9 protein-coding genes are annotated in these 20,306 nt (G+C 72.3%); 8 read left to right on the plus strand and 1 reads right to left on the minus strand.

The annotated features are described in order from the left end of the window. Positions 1-16: 16 nt before the first annotated feature. The 5 genes from glgX to ACZ6X9_RS01475 all read left to right on the plus strand — a co-directional run bounded on the left by glgX (position 17) and on the right by ACZ6X9_RS01475 (position 11,975). A complete protein-coding gene (gene glgX / locus ACZ6X9_RS01455; RefSeq protein WP_469775886.1) occupies positions 17-2,368 on the plus strand; it encodes a glycogen debranching protein GlgX in 2,352 nt (783 codons plus the stop codon). A gap of 51 nt (positions 2,369-2,419) precedes the next feature. Further along, positions 2,420-4,726: an ABC transporter ATP-binding protein gene (locus ACZ6X9_RS01460; protein WP_469775887.1), complete on the plus strand. Its 2,307-nt coding sequence runs from the start codon at positions 2,420-2,422 to the stop codon at positions 4,724-4,726. Further along, positions 4,723-6,609, plus strand: coding sequence for an ABC transporter ATP-binding protein (locus ACZ6X9_RS01465; protein ID WP_469775888.1), 1,887 nt, complete (start codon positions 4,723-4,725; stop codon positions 6,607-6,609). The genes ACZ6X9_RS01460 and ACZ6X9_RS01465 overlap by 4 nt, the downstream gene beginning before the upstream one ends. Before the next feature lie 1,153 nt (positions 6,610-7,762). Next, positions 7,763-10,045 (plus strand): M4 family metallopeptidase, encoded by a 2,283-nt coding sequence (locus ACZ6X9_RS01470; protein WP_469775889.1) that lies wholly within the window; start codon positions 7,763-7,765, stop codon positions 10,043-10,045. A 373-nt stretch (positions 10,046-10,418) separates the two neighbouring features. Next, complete coding sequence (locus tag ACZ6X9_RS01475; protein ID WP_469775890.1) at positions 10,419-11,975, plus strand: M4 family metallopeptidase; 1,557 nt, start codon at positions 10,419-10,421, stop codon at positions 11,973-11,975. Between the two features lie 136 nt (positions 11,976-12,111). Here the strand turns inward: ACZ6X9_RS01475 and glgP are convergent, their stop codons facing one another. After that, complete coding sequence (gene glgP, locus ACZ6X9_RS01480) at positions 12,112-14,739, minus strand: alpha-glucan family phosphorylase (RefSeq protein WP_469775891.1); 2,628 nt, start codon at positions 14,737-14,739, stop codon at positions 12,112-12,114. A 154-nt stretch (positions 14,740-14,893) separates the two neighbouring features. Between glgP and ACZ6X9_RS01485 the strand changes: the two genes are divergently transcribed. From ACZ6X9_RS01485 to treS, 3 genes are all read left to right on the plus strand, one after another. Beyond that, positions 14,894-15,859, plus strand: coding sequence for a helix-turn-helix domain-containing protein (locus ACZ6X9_RS01485; RefSeq protein ID WP_469775892.1), 966 nt, complete (start codon positions 14,894-14,896; stop codon positions 15,857-15,859). A 547-nt stretch (positions 15,860-16,406) separates the two neighbouring features. After that, entirely contained in the window at positions 16,407-18,410 is a 2,004-nt protein-coding gene (locus tag ACZ6X9_RS01490; RefSeq protein WP_469775893.1) for an alpha-1,4-glucan--maltose-1-phosphate maltosyltransferase, read from the plus strand. Then, positions 18,407-20,125, plus strand: coding sequence for a maltose alpha-D-glucosyltransferase (gene treS, locus ACZ6X9_RS01495; RefSeq protein WP_469775894.1), 1,719 nt, complete (start codon positions 18,407-18,409; stop codon positions 20,123-20,125). The genes ACZ6X9_RS01490 and treS overlap by 4 nt, the downstream gene beginning before the upstream one ends. The last annotated feature ends 181 nt before the right edge of the window (positions 20,126-20,306 follow it).

Raw genomic sequence — 20,306 nt, forward strand, 5'->3', positions numbered from 1 at the left:
CGCCGGAGGCGAACACGTGTCGAGCACATCGGAGCAGCAGACGGGGCGCCGCCCCCAGACCGGACCGGCGGACCGGACGGCCGGTGCGCCGGCCGCCGCCGTCAACGGACGGCCGGTGGAGCGCGGCGCCGAGGGGGCGGTGTGGCCGGGCTCCCCCGAGCCGCTGGGGGCCTCCTTCGGCGTCGGGGCGCACGGGGTCGCGGGGACGAACTTCGCCCTGTGGGCCGGGGGCGCCGAGGCGGTGGAGGTGTGCCTCTTCGATGACGTCGACGACGCCACCGGGGAGCAGCGCGAAACCCGGCATTTCCTCAGCGAGTTGACGCACGAGATATGGCACGGCTTCGTGCCGGGCGTGCTGCCGGGGCAGCGCTACGGCTTCCGTGTGCACGGCCGCTGGGACCCCTGGACGGGCGCCCGCTGGAACCCCGCCAAACTGCTGCTCGACCCCTGCGCCCGGGCCGTCGACGGGGACTTCGGCCACCCTCCGGGCCGCTCGGGACCACTGCCGCCGGAGCTGTACGGGCACGTCCGGGACTGGCCGCAGCAGCACGTCGCCGACACCGTCCGCGACGAGCGGGACTCGGCGCCGTTCGTCCCCAAGGGCGTGGTGGTCGCCGACGACGACGTCCCGGCCGGCGCCGGCCGGCCCGAGACGGCCTGGGCCGACACCGTCATCTACGAGCTGCACGTCCGCGGCTTCACCATGCGCCACCCCGGCGTCCCCCCGGAGCTGCGCGGCACCTACGCCGGGCTGGCGCACCCGGCCGCCCTCGACCACCTGGTCCGCCTCGGGGTGACGGCCGTCGAACTGCTCCCCGTGCACCAGTTCGCCCACGAGGACCACCTGCTCCGGCGCGGTCTGCGCAATTACTGGGGTTACAACTCGATCGGCTACTTCGCGCCGCACGCCGCCTACGCCGCCACCGGGACCCGCGGCCAGCAGGTCGGCGAGTTCAAGCGGATGGTCAGGGCGCTGCACGCGGCCGGCATCGAGGTCATCCTCGACGTGGTCTACAACCACACCGCCGAGGGCGGCGAGCTCGGGCCCACGCTCTCGCTGCGCGGCGTCGACAACCGCCGCTACTACCGGCTCCAGGACGACCCCCGCCGCTACGCCGACTACACCGGCTGCGGCAACACCCTGCACGTCGTCCAGCCCAACGTGCTCCGGCTGATCACCGACTCGCTGCGGTACTGGGTGACGGAGATGGGCGTGGACGGGTTCCGCTTCGACCTGGCGGCGGCGCTCGCCCGGTCGATGCACGACGTCGACATGCTCTCGCCGTTCCTCGCCGTGATCGCCCAGGACCCGGTGCTGCGCCGGGTCAAGCTGATCGCCGAGCCGTGGGACGTCGGCTCGGGCGGCTACCAGGTGGGCCACTTCCCACCGCTGTGGACCGAGTGGAACGACCGCTACCGGGACGCCGTACGGGACTTCTGGCGCGGCGCCCTCCCGGACGTCCGGGACCTCGGCTACCGGCTCTCCGGCTCCAGCGACCTCTACGCCTGGGGCGGCCGGCGGCCGTACGCGTCCGTCAACTTCGTCACCGCGCACGACGGGTTCACCCTGCGCGACCTGGTGAGCTACGAGCGGAAGCACAACGAGGCCAACGGGGAGGGCAACCGGGACGGCAACGACGACAACCGCTCCTGGAACTGCGGCACGGAGGGGCCGACGGACGACCCGGACGTACTGGCCCTGCGCCGCCGGCAGGCGCGCAACCTGCTGACCACGCTGCTGCTCTCCACCGGCGTGCCGATGCTCGTCGCGGGCGACGAGATGGGCCGCACCCAGGGCGGCAACAACAACGCCTACTGCCAGGACGACGAGACCGGCTGGGTCGACTGGTCGCTACTGGAGGAGCCGGGCTGGCGCGCCCTCGCCGACCTGACCTCCCGGCTGCTGACCCTCCGCCGCACCCATCCCGTCCTGCGCAGCCGCACCTTCTACTCCGGCCGGCCGCAGTCGTCGGACGGGCTGCGGGACCTCGCCTGGTTCACGGCGCGCGGCACGGAGATGACGGAGGCCGACTGGTACGCGCCCGCCGCCACGCTGGGCATGTACCTCTCCGGCGGCGACATCCCCCAACACGGCCCGGACGGCACGCCCGTCACGGACGACAGCTTCCTCGTCGTCCTGCACGCCGGGGAGGAGCCGGTCCGGTTCACACTGCCCGGGCCGCCGTGGGCGGAGGCGTACGAACTGCTCGTCGACACGGCCCTGGAGGAACAGGACGCCGCACCGGGCGCGCGACGGTCCGCGGGAGCCCCAATCACCGTGGAGGCGCGGTCCGTTGTGGTGTGGAAGGTGCTGCCGGGACAGGTGACCGGGGGCGGGGCGGAGGGCGGCGCACGACCCTTGGCCTAGGGCGGAAATCCGAGTGAGCGTTGTCAGTGGCGGGTCGTAGGCTCCCCACTGATGACCGACATCCGTGAAGCACCCGGGGCCGAGGCGCAGCGCTCCGCCGTGCGCTCGCTGCTGCGCCTGTGGCCGTTCGTGCGGCCGGCGCGCGGCCGGATGCTGGGGGGCGCGGTCCTGGCGGTGTTCGCCTCGGCCATGAGCCTGGTGATCCCGCTGGCCCTCAAGTGGACCGTCGACGGCCCGATCGCGGACGGCGACCCGTCCGGGGTGTGGCTCGGCGGGCTGGCGATCCTGGTGCTGGGCGTGCTGGAGGCCGTCCTGTTCGGCCTGCGCCGGCTGCTGGTGGCCCGCCCGCTCGCCGAGGTCGAGGCGACCATGCGGGCCGCGCTCTACCGCCACCTCCAGCGGCTGCCCGTCTCCTTCCACGACCGCTGGGCCTCCGGGCAGTTGATATCCCGCGCGACCACCGACCTGATGCTGCTGCGCATCTTCCTGGCGTTCGCGCTGACGTTCCTCGTCGTCAACGGGCTGACGATCGTCATCGGTTTCGTCATCCTGCTGCTCCAGCGGTGGACGCTGGGCCTGGTACTGCTCGCCCCGGTCGTCCCGCTGGTGATCCTCTGCCGCTCCTTCGAGGCCCGCTACTCGCTGGCCGCGCGCACCGCCCAGGACCAGGTCGGCGATCTGACCACGGTGGTGGAGGAGAGCGTCCTCGGCATCCGGATCATCAAGGGCTTCGGCCGGCACCGGGGCCAGCAGCGGGCCTTCGAGGCGCTCTCCGGCCGCGTCCGCGCGACGGAGCTGCACAAGGCCCGGCTGCTGGGGGCGCTGTGGGCGGTCATCATGATCCTGCCCGAGGTGGCGGTCGGCGCGGCGCTGGTGCTGGGCGTCCGGGAGGTCGCCGACGGCGGTCTGACGGCGGGAGCGCTGGTGGCGTTCCTGTCGACCGCACTGGCGCTGCGCTGGCCGGTGGAGTCCATCGGCTTCCTGCTGGCGCTCTCCAACGAGGCCGCCACGGCGACGGACCGCTACTTCGAGGTGCTGGACGTGCCGGTGCCCGATGACGCTGCCGCGTCGGGGGACGCCGTTACGTCGCAGGACGCCGACGCGTCACAGGATGCTGCCGCGTCACAGGACGCCGACGCGTCGAGAAACGGTGGGACGTCGGGGGCCGCGCCGGTGGCGGGGGACGTCACACCGCCGGGGGATGGACCGGGGCGACGGGGGCCGCCGGTGCGGGACGAAGCGCCGGTGCCGGAAGGGTCGTCGGTGCCGGAGAGGCCGTCGGCACCGGGAGGTGCGCCCCGGTCGCCGGGCGCGTCCGCGGGCGCTTCCGCGGCCGTGTCCACCGCCGTGCCCGTGCCCGTGCCCCTGTCCGTATCCGTGTCCGAGAGTGCGTCTGCGCCTGCGCCTGCGCCTGCGCCTGCGCCGAAGAGCGTTCCTGTGTCGGCGACGGCCGGTGCCACGGCCTCCGGAGGTGGATTGCGCCTGGAGGGCGTGGAGTTCAGGTACCCCGACGCGCCGCCGGACGCCCCTCCCGTGCTGCGCGGCGTCGATCTGCACATCCGGCCCGGGGAGACCATGGCCCTGGTAGGGGCCACCGGCAGCGGCAAGACGACCCTGACGGCACTGATCCCCCGGCTGCACGAAATCACCGCCGGCCGGATCACTCTCGACGGGCGGGACGCCGCCACGCTCCCCCGTGAGCGCCTGCGCGAGCTGGTGGCCGTGGCGTTCGAGGAACCCACTCTGTTCAGCGCGTCCGTGGGGGAGAACGTGCTGATGGGCGGCGTCGGCGCGGGCGACGCCGAGCTGGCGCGGGCGCTGGCGGTGGCCCGGGCCGACGGCTTCGTCCGGGCGCTGCCGCAGGGCACCGCCACCCAGGTCGGTGAGCAGGGGCTCAGCCTCTCCGGTGGCCAGCGGCAGCGCCTCGCCCTGGCCCGCGCGGTGATCGGCGAGCCGCGTTTCCTGATCCTCGACGACCCGCTCTCGGCGCTCGACGTGCACACCGAGGCGCAGGTGGAACGGGCGTTGCGCGAGGTGCTCGCCACCACGACCGCGCTCGTCGTCGCCCACCGGCCGTCGACCGTGCTGCTCGCCGACCGGGTCGCGCTGTTGTCGGAGGGCCGCATCGCGGCCGTCGGCACCCACCACCGGCTGCTGCGCGAGAACCGGGAGTACGCGTGGCTGATGTCCGCCTCGGAGGACGGGCGGGAGCCGCACGGCGATCACCTGCCGCCGGACCGCCGGGAAGGGCCCGCACGCGCGGAAGGCCCGGCACGCGGCAATGGTTCGGCGTGGCAGGAAGAAGGCCCAGGACGCCGGCAGGGCCCGGCACACCAGGAAGGAGACGACCGACCGTGACCTCCACCGTCTCCGGACCAAGGGACAGCGGCCCCCGGCCGGCCGAGGGGGCCGCCGGGGCGCCCGCGGACGGCCCGCCGGGCCCACCCGCCGACGACCCGGTCGCACAGGACGTCCTGGCCGCTCCCAAAGGCGCCTCGCTGAAGCTGCTGCGCTCCCTGCTGGCGCCTGCGCGCGGGCGCGTGTGGCTCGCGGTGCTCCTGTTGCTGGCCCAGCAGGCGGCCGTGCAGGCCGGTCCGCTGCTCGTCGCCGTCGCCATCGACCGGGCCGTGCCGGCCGTCCGCCGGGACGACTACGGCCCGCTCGTCGCGGTGGGCACCGCCTACCTGGTCTGCGCGGTGGCCTCGGGCCTGCTCCAACTGGCCTTCGTCCGGGTCTCGGCCCGGGCCGGCCAGGACGCCCTGCTCGACCTGCGCGGCCGGATCTTCCGGCACGCGCAGACGTTGAGCGTCGACTTCCACGAGCGCTACACCTCGGGCCGGGTGATCTCCCGGGCCACCACCGACGTCGAGGCGCTGCGCGAGCTGCTCAACGACGGGCTCCAGGAGCTGATGGGCATCGCCGCGTCCGTCCTGCTCGTCTCCGCCACCCTGGCCTGGCTGGACTGGCGGACGGGCGCGGCGGCGGCCCTGTCCTTCGTCCCGCTCGCCGTCGTCATGCGCGGTTACCGACACCGGTCGCTGGCCGTGCACCGCCGCAAGTCGACGGCCACGGCCGCCGTCATCGTGAAGTTCGCGGAGACGATGAACGGCATCCGGCCGGTCCAGGCGTTCCGCCGGGAGGCGGTGAACGAGGAGCACTTCGCCGAGCTCAACCGCGTGCACCGGGAGACCAACGTGGACGCCATGCACAGCATGGCCCGCTACGTCACGACCTCACGGCTGATCTGCAACGCCTCGCTGGCCGCGATCGTGGTCTGGAGTGCCTATCGGGTGGCCGCCGGCGGGCTGGAGCTGGGCGTGCTGGCGGCGGCGGTGCTGTACCTGCGGCGGCTCTACGACCCGGTGGACCAGGTCGGCATGTTCCTCAACTCGTATCAGGGCGCCGCCGCTTCCCTGGAGAAGATCGCCGGTCTGCTGGCCCAGCGGCCCACGGTCCCCGAGCCGGAGCGGCCCGTCGCACTGCCGCCGCGGCCCGCCGGTGATCCGGGCCGTGAGGTCGTCTTTGAGGGAGTGCGCTTCGCCTACCGCACCGGCGGGGAGGTGCTGCCCCGCTTCGACCTCACCCTCGCCGCCGGGCACACCGTCGCGGTCGTCGGCTCCACCGGTGCCGGCAAGTCCACCCTCGCCAAGCTCCTGGCCCGGTTCTACGACCCGACCGAGGGGCGGGTGCTGCTCGACGGTGTCCCGCTCACCGGCCTGTCCTCCGCCGAGCTGCGCCGGCACGTGGTGATGGTGACCCAGGAGGCGTTCCTGTTCTCCGGCACCATCGCCGAGAACATCGCCGTCGGCCGGCCCGACGCCACCCGCGCGGACATCGAACGCGCGGCCAAGGCCATCGGCGCCCACGACTTCATCACCGCCCTGCCCGACGGCTACGACACCGACGTGCGCAAGCGCGGCGGCCGCATCTCCGCCGGCCAGCGACAGCTCGTCGGCTTCGCCCGCGCCCTCCTCGCCGACCCGGCCGTCGTGGTCCTGGACGAGGCCACGTCCTCGCTCGACATCCCCGGCGAGCGGGCCGTCCAGCGGGCGATGCGCACGGTGCTGCGCGGCCGGACGGCGGTGGTCATCGCGCACCGGCTCTCGACCGTGGAGATCGCCGACCGGGTGCTGGTCATGGCCGACGGCCGAGTGGTGGAGGACGGCACTCCGGCCGAACTGACGGCGGGCGAAGGGAGGTTCGCGGCACTGCACCGGGCATGGCGCGAGAGCCTGGCCTGACGGCCCGCCCGCGAACGGGGTCGCCCAGCCCGGCGGCGAACGGCGGCCGGGGAATCGGCCGCGACCGCGACGGCAAGGCCGGGGCGCAGGAATTCCAAGGCGGCAGTCGGGACCGGGCCGAGCGACAACTCCGGCAGGGGCCAAGGCGGCAGCCATGCCGCGGCGACGGCCACGGCCAGGGCAGAGGCAGAGACAACAGCCGCCACATGGGGTGAAGCAGCAGCAGGGGCCGGGCCGAGCGACAACTCCGGCAGGGGTCGAGGCAGCGGCCCGCTGCTACAACAGCGACGACCGGGGCAGAGGCAGAGACGACAGCCGCCACAAGGGCTGAAGCAGCAGCCCGGGCCAGGCCGAACGGCAACTCCGGCAAGGGCCGAGGCAGCAGCCATGCCGCGGCAGCAGCCACGGCCAGGGCAAAGGCAGAGACAACAGCCGCCACGAGGGCTGAAGCGGCAGCCGGGCCAAGGTGGAAGCGACAACCGGGTCGGGGCAGCGGCGGCAGCCGCGGCCGGGCCGAGGCGGCAGCCCGGCCCGGCCGCGAGGCAGCAGCCACGCCCCCAGCCGGCGCACCGCCCGGCGCCCCCGCGCATCGCCGCCGGAACCGGCCGCGTCCGGCCGGCCGCCGTCTTCCGGCCGTGAGGCAAGGCGTCTTCCGGCCACACCGCACGGCCCGGACCGCCCTTCCCCGCCCAACCCCCGGCATAACGCCCGCTATTCGGACAGCGATCTTTGGCCAACGGACATTTTCCGGCCAACTTGTTGACGCGCTCCTGACATCCGCCAGGAGGCGGTGGCACTCTTCACCACAACCGGCGCCGGAACACCCCCCACCCCCGCACTCCCCACAGCAAGCCCCCCACAGCGAGACGTTCGAGCACCGAGGCTTCACCGCCGAAGCCTCCCCGTCGGGGCTTCACCGTCGAAGCACCCGCACCGTGGCTCCCGTACCGCACCGGAGCACCTCCACCCGGTCCCGGACGGGAACGCCCCACCCCACCCTCCCCACCACTTCTTCACCCCTTTTCCCGGAGGACCTACCTCCTCCCTTCTCTCCACTGGTTCTGCCGTGAACTGCCGGCCGGCTCCCCACGCCGCCCGGTCGCCCATCCGGCCACACACCCATCGGTCGTGGTCGTCCGCAGAAGGAGTCAGCGTGAGACCCACCCCCCAGAGACGCGCCGTCGCGACCGGCGCCCTCGTCGCCGTCACCGCCATGCTCGCCGTGGGCGTCCAGACGACCTCGGCCTCGGCCGGGCAGGACAAGGCCGCTCCGACGGCCCCCCGGCAGTCGATCCACAAGCCCGATCCGGGCGCCGAGCCGGTCAAGCTGTCACCCTCACAGCGGGCCGAGCTGATACGCGACGCCAACGCCACCAAGGCCGACACGGCGAAGACCCTGGGCCTCGGGGCCAAGGAGAAGCTCGTCGTCCGCGACGTCGTCAAGGACGCCAACGGCACGGTGCACACGCGCTACGAGCGGACGTACGACGGCCTGCCGGTACTCGGCGGCGACCTGGTGGTCGACGCCACCAAGGGCGGCCAGGTCAAGACCATCGCGAAGGCCACCAAGCAGCGCATCGCGGTCGCCACCACGACCCCGTCCCTCGCCGCCTCGGCGGCCGAGAAGGACGCCGTCACGTCGGCCCGGGCCAAGGGTTCCAAGGCCGGCAAGGCCGACAAGGCACCGCGCAAGATCGTCTGGGCGGCGAACGGCAAGCCCGCGCTCGCCTACGAGACCGTCGTCGGCGGCCTTCAGGACGACGGCACGCCCAGCCAACTGCACGTCATCACGGACGCGAAGACCGGCAAGAAGCTCTTCGAGTTCCAGGGCGTCAAGCAGGGCATCGGCAACAGCCAGCACAGCGGCCGGGTCGAGATCGGCACCACCAAGGTCGGCAACGTCTACCAGCTCTGGGACCAGACGCGCGGCGGCCACAAGACGTACAACCTGAACCACGGTACGTCGGGCACCGGCACCCTGTTCACCGACAGCGACGACGTCTGGGGCAACGGGTCCAACTCCGACCCGGCGACCGCCGGCGTGGACGCGGCCTACGGCGCCCAGTTGACCTGGGACTACTACAAGAACGTGCACGGCCGCAGCGGCATCCGGGGTGACGGCGTCGGCGCGTACAGCCGCGTCCACTACGGCAACAACTACGTCAACGCCTTCTGGGACGACAGTTGCTTCTGCATGACCTACGGCGACGGCAACGGCATCCCGCTCACCTCGATCGACGTGGCGGCGCACGAGATGACCCACGGCGTCACCTCCGCCACCGCCAACCTCACCTACAGCGGTGAGTCGGGCGGCCTCAACGAGGCGACCTCGGACATCATGGCCACCGCCGTGGAGTTCTGGGCCAACAACCCGGTCGACCCGGGCGACTACCTCATCGGCGAGAAGATCAACATCAACGGTGACGGCACCCCGCTGCGCTACCAGGACAAGCCCAGCCGGGACAGGGCCTCGAAGGACGCCTGGTACTCCGGCCTCGGCGGGCTCGACGTGCACTACTCCTCCGGCCCGGCCAACCACTGGTTCTACCTGGCCTCCGAGGGCAGCGGCTCCAAGGTCATCGGCGGTGTGCAGTACGACAGCCCGACCTCCGACGGCCTGCCCGTCACCGGCATCGGCCGGGACAACGCCGCGAAGATCTGGTTCAAGGCGCTGACCGAGCGGATGCGCTCCAACACCGACTACAAGGGCGCCCGCGACGCCACCCTGTGGGCGGCCGGCGAGCTCTTCGGCGTCAACAGCGACACGTACAACAACGTGGCCAACGCCTGGGCGGCCATCAACGTCGGGCCGCGTGCCTCGTCCGGTGTCTCGGTCACCAGCCCCGGCGACCAGACCAGCATCGTGAACCAGGCCGTCTCCCTGCAGATCAAGGCCACGGGTTCGACGAGCGGCGCGCTGACCTACTCGGCCACCGGCCTGCCGGCCGGCCTGACGATCAACGCCTCCACCGGCCTGATCTCCGGCACCCCCACCACCACGGGCACCAGCAACGTGACGGTGACGGTCAAGGACGCCGCGGGCAAGACCGGTTCCACCTCCTTCAAGTGGACGGTCAACACCACGGGCGGCGGCAGCGTTTTCGAGAACGCCACCCAGGTGGCCATCCCGGACGCGGGCGCGGCCGCGACCTCGCCGATCGTCGTCACCCGGAGCGGCAACGGCTCCTCCGCCCTCAAGGTGGACGTCAACATCACCCACTCCTACCGCGGTGACCTCGCGATCGACCTGGTCGCCCCGAACGGGAAGACCTGGCGGCTCAAGGACGCCGACGCCTGGGACTCCGAGGCGAACGTCTCCGAGACCTACACGGTCGACGCCTCCGGCGTGACCGCGAACGGCACCTGGAAGCTCAAGGTCCAGGACGTGTACTCGGGTGACTCCGGCACCATCGACAAGTGGCGGCTGACCTTCTGACGGACGGCACGACCCTCCCCCGCGGCCGGCCGGGACGACCGGCCGGCCGCGGACAGCACGGACCGGGCGCCGCCCGGGGTGAGCACCGACTCCCCCGGGCGGCGCCTTTCGCCGTTCCCCGCGGCCGCCCGCCGCGCGGCCGCGCGGATCCGGACACCGCACGCCGCACGAATCCGGCCGATGCGCGCCCCGCACAACCGGAATGGACAATTCGCCCGGTTCGCCCGGAAATTCCCTGAACGGGCGAAGAATCTTTATCAAACCGCTGCCACAGCAGCCCCGATATTCCCGGCAAGACGCACGCGAGTTCGATCAAACTGGCGCTCGGCCGCGATCCTCGCGGACCGCTTTCTCTCATCTGCCAGGAGCATGCGTGCGTCACACGTCCCGAATAGCCCGTGCCGGGTCCCGTCGCCCCGCCGTCGTCGCGAGCGCGGCGACCGTCGCCGCGGCCCTCCTCGCCTCCGGCTTCGCCGGGGCCCCGGCCCAGGCGGCCGGCCAGGAGGACCCCGCCAAGGCCCTGAAGCTCAGCGGCAAGGAGCGGCTGATCCCGCGCGGCACGGTCACCGACGAGGACGGCACCGTCCACACCCGCTTCGAGCGTACCTACGAGGGCCTGCCCGTCCTCGGCGGCGACCTCGTCGTCCACCAGGACAAGGACGGCAAGGTCGAGGACGTCGACAAGGCCACCGAGGCGACCATCAAGGTCCCCACCACCAAGGCGAAGATCGCCGCGCCCGTCGCGCGGCGCCAGGCGCTGGCCGCGACGGCCGACGAGGGCGCCGGCGCCTTCGTCCGCAACCAGGCCCCGCGCAAGGTGGTCTGGGCGGCCAAGGGCGCCCCCGTCCTCGCCTACGAGACCGTCGTCGGCGGCCTCCAGCACGACGGCACCCCCAGCGAGCTGCACGTCGTCACCGACGCCACCACCGGCAAGAAGCTGGACGAGTACCAGGCCATCGCCACCGGCACGGGCACCGGCATGTACAACGGCAAGGTCCCGGTGAACTCGCTGAAGTCCGGCGGCCGGTTCTACATGAAGGACACCCAGCGCGGCGGTCACACGACCTTCCACGCGCAGAACAAGGAGTCCGGCAACTCCTTCCCGGCGTTCAGCAACACCCGTGACGTCTGGGGCAACGGCAAGCAGAGCATGGCCCAGACCGCCGCCGTGGACGCCCAGTACGGCGCCGCGATGACCTGGGACTACTACAAGAACGTCCTGGGCCGCAAGGGCATCCGGGGCAACGGCAAGGCCGCCAACTCCTTCGTCCACTACGGCAACGGCTACAACAACGCCTTCTGGTCGGACGAGTGCTTCTGCATGGTCTACGGCGACGGCAAGGGCAACAAGGCGCCGCTGACCTCCCTCGACGTCGCGGGCCACGAGATGACCCACGGCGTCACCTCCGCCACCGCCCGGCTGCGCTACGAGGGTGAGTCCGGTGGCCTGAACGAGGCCACCTCGGACATCTTCGGCACCGCCGTCGAGTTCTACGCCCGCAACGGCAAGGACAAGGGCGACTACCTCATCGGCGAGAAGCTGGGCAAGCCGCTCCGCTACATGGACAAGCCCAGCAAGGACGGCCGCTCGGCCGACTACTGGCGCAAGGGCCTCGGCGACCTGGACGTCCACTACTCGTCCGGTGTGGCCAACCACTTCTTCTACCTGCTGGCCGAGGGCAGCGGCGCCAAGACGATCAACGGCGTCAAGTACAACAGCCCGACCTGGGGCAACAAGAAGGTCAACGGCATCGGCCGCGGTGCCGCCGAGAAGATCTGGTACAAGGCGCTCACCGCGTACATGACCACCGGCACCGACTACAAGGGCGCGCGCTCCGCGACCCTGAAGGCGGCCAAGGCCCTGTACGGCACCAAGAGCAAGCAGTACAAGTCCGTCCAGGCGGCGTGGGACGGCGTCAACGTCAAGTAGCATCAGTCGTCGGTCCATCGCCGGCCGGACAACCGGCGGCACCGGACAACCGGCACATCTGAAGGCCGGCCGGGAAGCAGGGGCACCGCCCCGTCTCCCGGCCGGCCTGAAGCGTTTCGGCGCATGCGCCGGCGGATCAGCGCATCAGCACCCCCGCCGCCTCCCCCGAGGCCTCCGCCGGGACGGCGACGAGGCCCATCTCCGCGCCGTCGGCGAGGAGGCGGTGGCTGGGGAGGATGCGGACCGTGTAGCCGAAGGGGCCCGTGCGGTCGAAGGTGAGCGGGCCCTCGTAGAGCCGGCGGCCGTCGAGCGCGGAGGTGCCCGTCGGTTTGAGCGGCACGGCCGCCGCGCCGGTGAGCCGGTCGGCGGCGTCCACCCGGCCGGCCAGGGCCTGCACCTCGACGTCGGACGGGTCGAGGTCGCCGAGGGTGACGGTCACCCGGAGGGTGACGGTGGAGCCCAGTTCGGCGGTGCCGTCCAGGGGACCGTCGGCGGCGGCCTCCACATGGTCCACGGCCACCGCGGGCCAGGCCGTCCGCACCCGGGACTTCCAGGCGGCGAGCTCCCGCGCCGCGTCGGGGGTGAGGGCGCGCTGCGCCTCGGCGGCCGGCCCGTACAGCCGCTCCACGTACTCGCGCACCATGCGTCCCGCCAGCACCTTGGGCCCCAGGGAGCCGAGCGTGCCCCGGACCATCTCGATCCAGCGGCCGGGCAGTCCGTCGGGACCCCGGTCGTAGAAGCGGGGGGCCACACGCTCCTCCAGCAGGCCGTAGAGGGCGGCGGCCTCCAGGTCGTCGCGGCGCTCCTCGTCGGTGGCCGCGCCGTCGGCGGTGGGGATGGCCCAGCCGAAGTCCGGCTCGTACCACTCGTCCCACCAGCCGTCCAGCACCGAGAGGTTGAGGCAGCCGTTGAGGGCGGCCTTCATGCCCGAGGTGCCGCACGCCTCCAGCGGGCGGAGGGGGTTGTTGAGCCAGACGTCGCAGCCCGGGTAGAGCTTCTGGGCCATGGCCATGCCGTAGTCCGGCAGGAAGACGAGGCGGTGCCGGACGCGTGGGTCGTCGGCGAACCGGACGAGCTCCTGCACCAGCCGCTTGCCGCCGTCGTCGGCCGGGTGCGCCTTGCCCGCGACGACGATCTGGATCGGCCGTTCCGGATCGAGCAGCAGTCGGGTGAGCCGCTCGCGGTCCCTGAGCATCAGGGTGAGCCGCTTGTACGACGGGACGCGGCGGGCGAACCCGATGGTCAGCACGTCCGGGTCGAGCACCCCGTCGATCCAGCCGAGCTCGGCCGTCCCGGCGCCGCGCTCGCGCCAGGAGGCGCGCAGCCGCTCGCGGACCTCCTCCACCAACTGCTCGCGCAGGGTGCGGCGGAGCTCCCAGACGTCGGCGTCGGAGATGTCCGCGACCGAGTCCCAGCGTTCGCTGCCGCCGAGGGTGAGCGCGTCCTCCGCGCGGGCGACGCCGATCCGGCGGGCGCCGAGCCGGAAGACCTCGGGGGCGACCCAGGTGGGGGCGTGGACGCCGTTGGTGATCGAGGTGATCGGCACCTCGGTGTCGTCGAAGCCCGGCCACAGGCCGGCGAACATCCGCCGGCTGACCTGCCCGTGCAGGGTGGAGACGCCGTTGGCGCGCTGGGCCAGCCGCAGCCCCATGACGGCCATGTTGAACAGGGCCGGGTCGCCGCCGGGGTAGTCCTCGGCGCCGAGCCGGAGCACTCTGCCGACGTCGATGCCGGGCAGCTCGGCGCCGTCGGCGAAGTGCCGGGCGACGAGCTCGCGGTCGAAGCGGTCGATGCCGGCCGGGACGGGGGTGTGGGTGGTGAAGACGGCCCCGGCCCGGACGCTCTCCAAGGCCGCGTCGAAGTCCAGTCCGCCCGCGCTGAGTTCGCGGATGCGTTCGAGGCCGAGGAAGCCGGCGTGGCCCTCGTTGGTGTGGAACACCTCGGGAGCCGGGTGGCCGGTGAGCCGGCAGTAGGCGCGGACCGCCCGGACGCCGCCGATACCCAGCAGCATCTCCTGGAGCAGCCGGTGCTCGCTGCCTCCACCGTAGAGCCGGTCGGTCACGTCGCGTTCGCCCGGCGCGTTCTCCTCGACGTCGGAGTCGAGGAGGAGCAGCGGCACCCGGCCGACCTCGGCCTTCCAGACGTGGGCGCGCAGCGACCGGCCGCCGGGCAGGGCCAGGGCGATCACGGCGGGGGTGCCGTCGGCCTCGCGGAGCAGGGACAGCGGCAGCTCGTTGGGGTCCAGCAGCGGGTAGTGCTCCTGCTGCCAGCCCTCGCGGGAGAGGGACTGCCGGAAGTAGCCGTGGCGGTAGAGCAGCCCCACGCCGATCAGCGGGACGCCGAGGTCGCTGGCGGACTTCAGGTGGTCGCCGGCGAGGATCCCGAGACCGCCGCTGTACTGCGGGAGGGCGGCGGTGATGCCGAACTCGGGGGAGAAGTAGGCGACGGCGGCGGGCAGTCCGGGCGGCTGCTCCTGGTACCACCGGGTGCCGGTGAGATAGTCGTGCAGGTCGTCGGCGGCCGCGGCGAGCCGCCTGCGGAACCGGCGGTCGTCGGCGAGGGCGGTCAGCCGGGCGGCGGGCACGGCGCCGAGCAGCCGCAGCGGATCGCCGCCGGCCGCCCGCCAGCCCTCGGGGTCGAGGGTCTGGAACAGCTCACGGGTCTCGGGATGCCAGGACCAGCGCAGATTGCGCGCCAGCTCGCTGAGCGGTCGTAGGGGCTCCGGAAGGACGGGGCGCACGCTGAATCGACGAATGGCCTTCACGAGCACGACGGTAGCGGCGCGAGGCCCGCGTCGCGGCGCAAGACGCCAAGTGCCTCCTTCTGCCCGGTCTCCTTCGCCCGCGGGCGCGCCCCCGGCGGCTCCCTGACCCTGGCAGGGGCAGGCAGAAGGTTCACGGGCGCGGTTGACTGGCCCCATGGACACTTCCGCCGCCCTGGGCGCATTCCTGCGCACCCGCCGCGCCGCGCTGCGGCCCGAGGACGTCGGCCTGCCCACCTACGGGGGACAGCGCCGGGTGCCCGGCCTGCGCCGCGAGGAGCTGGCCCTGCTGGCGGGGGTCAGCACGGCGTACTACACCCGGCTGGAGCAGGGCCAGTCGGTGAACGCCTCGGACGCGGTGCTGGACGCGCTGGCGCGGGCCCTGCGGCTGAGCGCGGACGAGCACGCGCACCTGCGGAACCTGGCCCGGCCCGGCCGTCCCGCGCCCCGGGCCGCCGCCCGGCCCGCGCGGGTGCGGCCCGGGGTGGCGCGGCTGGTCGCGGCCCTGGACGGGATCCCGGCCCTCCTCCTGAACCACCGCTACGACGTGCTGGACTGGAACCCCCTGGGTCACGCACTGACCGCAGGCCACCTGGCCGCCGACGGCCCGCACCGCCCGGCCGCGCGCCCCAACTCCCAGCGGCTGCTCTTCCTCGACCCGCACGTAAGGGACCTCTATCCGCGCTGGGACCTGGAGTCCCGGCGGGCGGTGTCGGCGCTGCGGCTGGCCGCGGGCGAGCACCCGGACGACCCGGCACTGGCCGAGCTGATCGGCGAACTGACCATGAAGAGCCAGGAGTTCGCGTCGCTGTGGGCCCGGCACCCGGTCCGGGCCTGCGTCACGGGCACCAAGGACTTCCACCACCCGCTGGTGGGCCCGCTGACGCTGACCTTCGAGATGCTGCGGGTGCCGGTGCCGGACGGCCCCGGCCAGTCGCTGCTGACGTTCAGCGCGGAGCCGGGGAGCCCGGCGGAGGCGGCGTTGCGGCTGCTGGAGACCACGCTGGAGCCGGGCGCCGGAAAAGACGGACGCCGGGACCCGGGCGACCGGGCGGACGCGCGTCTCCGACGCGCCGTCACCGGGCGTGCGGAACACGACCGTCAGGGGCCGACCGCGCGCTGATGCTCCGGTACGAGGCGGAAATACGCCGCGCCTACACCCGGCGGTTCGAAGGCCGGAAGTCGCTACGGCCTTCGAAGGCCGGGCCGGTGGGGCGTTCCCCCATCCGGCCGCCGCCGGCGCCCGGTCGTCACATTGCACACGATCGGCTCAGCGGGGAGACTCCCTACGAGTGACGGAGGCCCCGCCGCCCTCCCCGGGCGGTACGAGGGGAACTACGCACCGGTAGGCCGGACGGTGCGGGCATGTTCGCCAGGGCCTGGTGGGAAAGCTCCATCGGTGCGGGGATCCCGCGCTCCGTCCGCTCACCCCCGGGACCACCCCCTCGGTATTTCCGCACTTCCCGCTCGTCAGCTCTTCCGCAGGTTTTCCGACGCCCGGCCGGGTGAATGCGGACAGGTGCAGCCCTGCCCGCGCACTCCCGGCCGTCGGGGCAGCGGATAGAAAGAACAGAACGCGCCAGATCTCCCGTCTGTACCCTTCGGCACCCGTCAGTCCCCGTCAGCAACCGGGCATTTCTCCGGTTTCCCCTCGGACCCCAGGTGATTCCATGATCGGTCGCATTCCCGTCCTGGACCTCGCCCCGCTCGTGGACTGCGGCCGCAGACCCGCGAAGGCAGTGGTCGGCGAGTCCTTCGAGGTCACCGCCACGGTTTTCCGCGAAGGCCATGACGCGGTGGGCGCCAACGTGGTATTGCGGGACGCGACGGGCCGTTCGGGTCCATGGACGCCGATGCGGGAGCTCGCCCCGGGTACCGACCGGTGGGGCGCCGAGGTCACCCCGGACGCGGAGGGCCGCTGGACGTACGCGGTCGAGGCGTGGAGCGACCCGGTGGCCACCTGGCGGCACGCGGCCCGCATCAAGATCCCGGCGGGCATCGACACCGAGCTGGTGCTGGAGGAGGGGGCACGGTTGTACGAGCGGGCGGCCGGCGGGGTGCCCAAGAGCGAGGGCCGGGAGGCGGTGCTCGCCGCCGTCGACGCGCTGCGCGACACCCAGCGGCCCGTCGCGGACCGGCTGGCCGCCGCGCTCATCCCGGCCGTCTCGGCCGCGCTGGCCGCGCACCCGCTGCGTGAACTGGTCACCGCCAGCCGCCCGCTGCCGCTGCTGGTGGAGCGGGAACGGGCGCTGTTCGGCTCGTGGTACGAGTTGTTCCCGCGCTCGGAGGGGGCGGTGGTGACGGCGGCCGGGCCGCCGGTGAGCGGGACGTTCCGGACGGCGGCCAAGCGGCTGCCTGCGGTGGCGGCGATGGGCTTCGACGTCGTCTACCTGCCCCCCATCCACCCCATCGGCACCTCGTTCCGCAAGGGCCCCAACAACGCGCTGAGCGCGGGCCCGCACGACGTGGGCAGCCCCTGGGCGATCGGCTCAGCCGACGGCGGGCACGACGCGATCCATCCCGACCTCGGCACCTTCGAGGACTTCGACCACTTCGTGACCCGGGCGCGCGAGCTGCGGATGGAGGTCGCGCTGGACTTCGCCCTCCAGTGCTCCCCCGACCACCCCTGGGTGGAGAAGCACCCGGAGTGGTTCCACCACCGCGCGGACGGCACGATCGCTTACGCCGAGAACCCGCCGAAGAAGTACCAGGACATCTACCCGCTGGCGTTCGACGCCGACTTCGACGGACTCGTCCGGGAGACGCTGCGGCTGCTGCGGTTCTGGATGGACCGCGGCGTGCGGATCTTCCGGGTGGACAATCCGCACACCAAGCCGGTGGTCTTCTGGGAGAAGGTCATCGCGGACATCGGCCGCACCGACCCCGATGTGATCTTCCTGGCCGAGGCGTTCACCCGGCCCGCGATGATGCGCACCCTGGCGGCGGTCGGCTTCCAGCAGTCGTACACCTACTTCACCTGGCGCAACTCCAAGCAGGAGCTCACCGATTACCTCACCGAGCTCTCCCGCGACTCGGCCGCCGTGATGCGCCCCAACCTCTTCGTCAACACCCCGGACATCCTGCACGCCTACCTCCAGGAGGGCGGCCGGGCGGCCTTCGAGATCCGTGCCGTGCTCGCCGCCACCCTCTCCCCGTCCTGGGGCGTCTACGCCGGCTACGAGCTGTGCGAGAACGTCCCGGCCCAGCCCGGCAGCGAGGAGTACCTGGACTCGGAGAAATACCAACTGCGGCCGCGAGACTGGGAGTCGGCCGAGCGCGCAGGGCGCAGCCTGGCTCCCCTGATCACCGTGCTCAACCGGCTGCGGCGGCGTCACCCGGCTCTGCGGCGCCTGCGCAACCTCCGCTTCCACCACGTCGACAACGACGCCGTCATCGCCTACTCCAAGCGCTGTGACGGCACGGGCGGAGACTGCGTGGTGACGGTCGTCAACCTCGACCCCCACCACACCCAGGAGGCCACGGTCTCGTTGGACATGCCGGAGCTCGGCCTGGACTGGCACGAGACCTTCCCGGTGCGCGACGAGCTCACCGGCGAGACCTACCACTGGGGCAGGGACAACTATGTGCGCCTTGAGCCGGGCCGTTCGATCGCGCCCGCGCACGTGTTCTCGCTGCGACCGTCCTCACCGATCGGAGGGTCACCCACACCATGATCGTCAACGAGCCCGTACCGGACACGTTCGAGGACACCCCCGCGAAGGACCGGGATCCCGACTGGTTCAAGCGCGCGGTGTTCTACGAGGTCCTCGTGCGTTCCTTCCAGGACAGCGACGGCGACGGCATCGGGGACCTCAAAGGGCTGACGGCCAAGCTGGACTACCTGCAGTGGCTGGGGGTCGACTGCCTCTGGCTGCCGCCGTTCTTCCAGTCCCCGCTGCGGGACGGCGGCTACGACGTCTCGGACTACACCTCCGTGCTGCCGGAGTTCGGTGACCTGGCGGACTTCGTCGAGTTCGTGGACGCCGCGCACCAGCGCGGCATGCGCGTCATCATCGACTTTGTCATGAACCATACGAGCGATCAGCACGACTGGTTCCAGCAGTCCCGGACCGATCCGGACGGGCCCTACGGCGACTACTACGTCTGGGCCGACGACGACAAGCAGTACCAGGACGCCCGCATCATCTTCATCGACACGGAGACGTCCAACTGGACCTTCGACCCGGTGCGCAAGCAGTACTACTGGCACCGGTTCTTCTCCCACCAGCCGGACCTCAACTACGAGAACCCGGCGGTCCAGGAGGAGATCCTGGCGGCCCTGCGGTTCTGGCTGGACCTGGGCATCGACGGGTTCCGGCTGGACGCGGTGCCGTACCTGTTCGCCCAGGAGGGCACCAACTGCGAGAACCTGCCGCAGTCGCACGCCTTCCTCAAGCGCGTCCGCGCCGAGATCGACGCCCACTACCCGGACACCGTGCTGCTGGCCGAGGCCAACCAGTGGCCGGAGGACGTGGTCGACTACTTCGGCGACTACGAGACGGGCGGCAACGAGTGCCACATGGCGTTCCACTTCCCGGTGATGCCGCGCATCTTCATGGCGGTCCGCCGAGAGTCCCGCTACCCGGTCTCCGAAGTGCTGGCCAAGACCCCGGCCATCCCCGCGCGCTGCCAGTGGGGGATCTTCCTCCGCAACCACGACGAGCTGACCCTCGAGATGGTCACGGACGAAGAACGCGACTACATGTACGCGGAGTACGCCAAGGACCCCCGGATGCGCGCCAACATCGGCATCCGGCGCCGCCTCGCCCCGCTGCTCGACAACGACCGCAACCAGATCGAGCTGTTCACCGCGCTGCTGCTGTCGCTGCCCGGCTCGCCGATCCTCTACTACGGGGACGAGATCGGCATGGGCGACAACATCTGGCTCGGCGACCGCGACGGGGTCCGCACGCCCATGCAGTGGACACCGGACCGCAACGCCGGCTTCTCCTCCTGCGACCCGGGCCGGCTCTTCCTCCCCACGATCATGGACCCGGTCTACGGCTACCAGGTCACCAACGTCGAGGCGGCGATGAGCAGTCCGTCGTCGCTGCTGCACTGGACCCGCCGGATGATCGAGATCCGGAAGCAGAACGTGGCGTTCGGTCTCGGCTCGTACACCGAGCTCCAGTCGAGCAACCCGGCGGTCCTGGCCTTCCTCCGGGAGTACCAGGACGACCTGGTCCTGTGCGTGAACAACTTCTCCCGTTTCGCACAGCCGACCGAACTGGATCTGCGGATGTTCAACGGACGCCACCCGGTGGAGCTGATCGGCGGGGTCCGCTTCCCGGCTATCGGCGAACTGCCGTACCTGCTGACCCTGGCGGGCCACGGCTTCTACTGGTTCCGGCTGCGCCGCAACGTACCGACGGGCCACCAGCCGGGCTGACCGACATCCCCGGCCGTGGGGACGGGACCGGGGCACGACTCCGGTTCTCCCGGCCCGGTTTTCCCGTCCCCGCCCCGGGCACCCTCACTATTACGCCCAGACCGGCCCGGCCCCCACGGCAGACCGGCCCGGCCGAGAACACCCGAACGGTTCCCGAACGGTCGCCGCACCCGCGCCACCG

It is taken from the genome of Streptomyces sp. NPDC052910 (genome assembly GCF_055585605.1).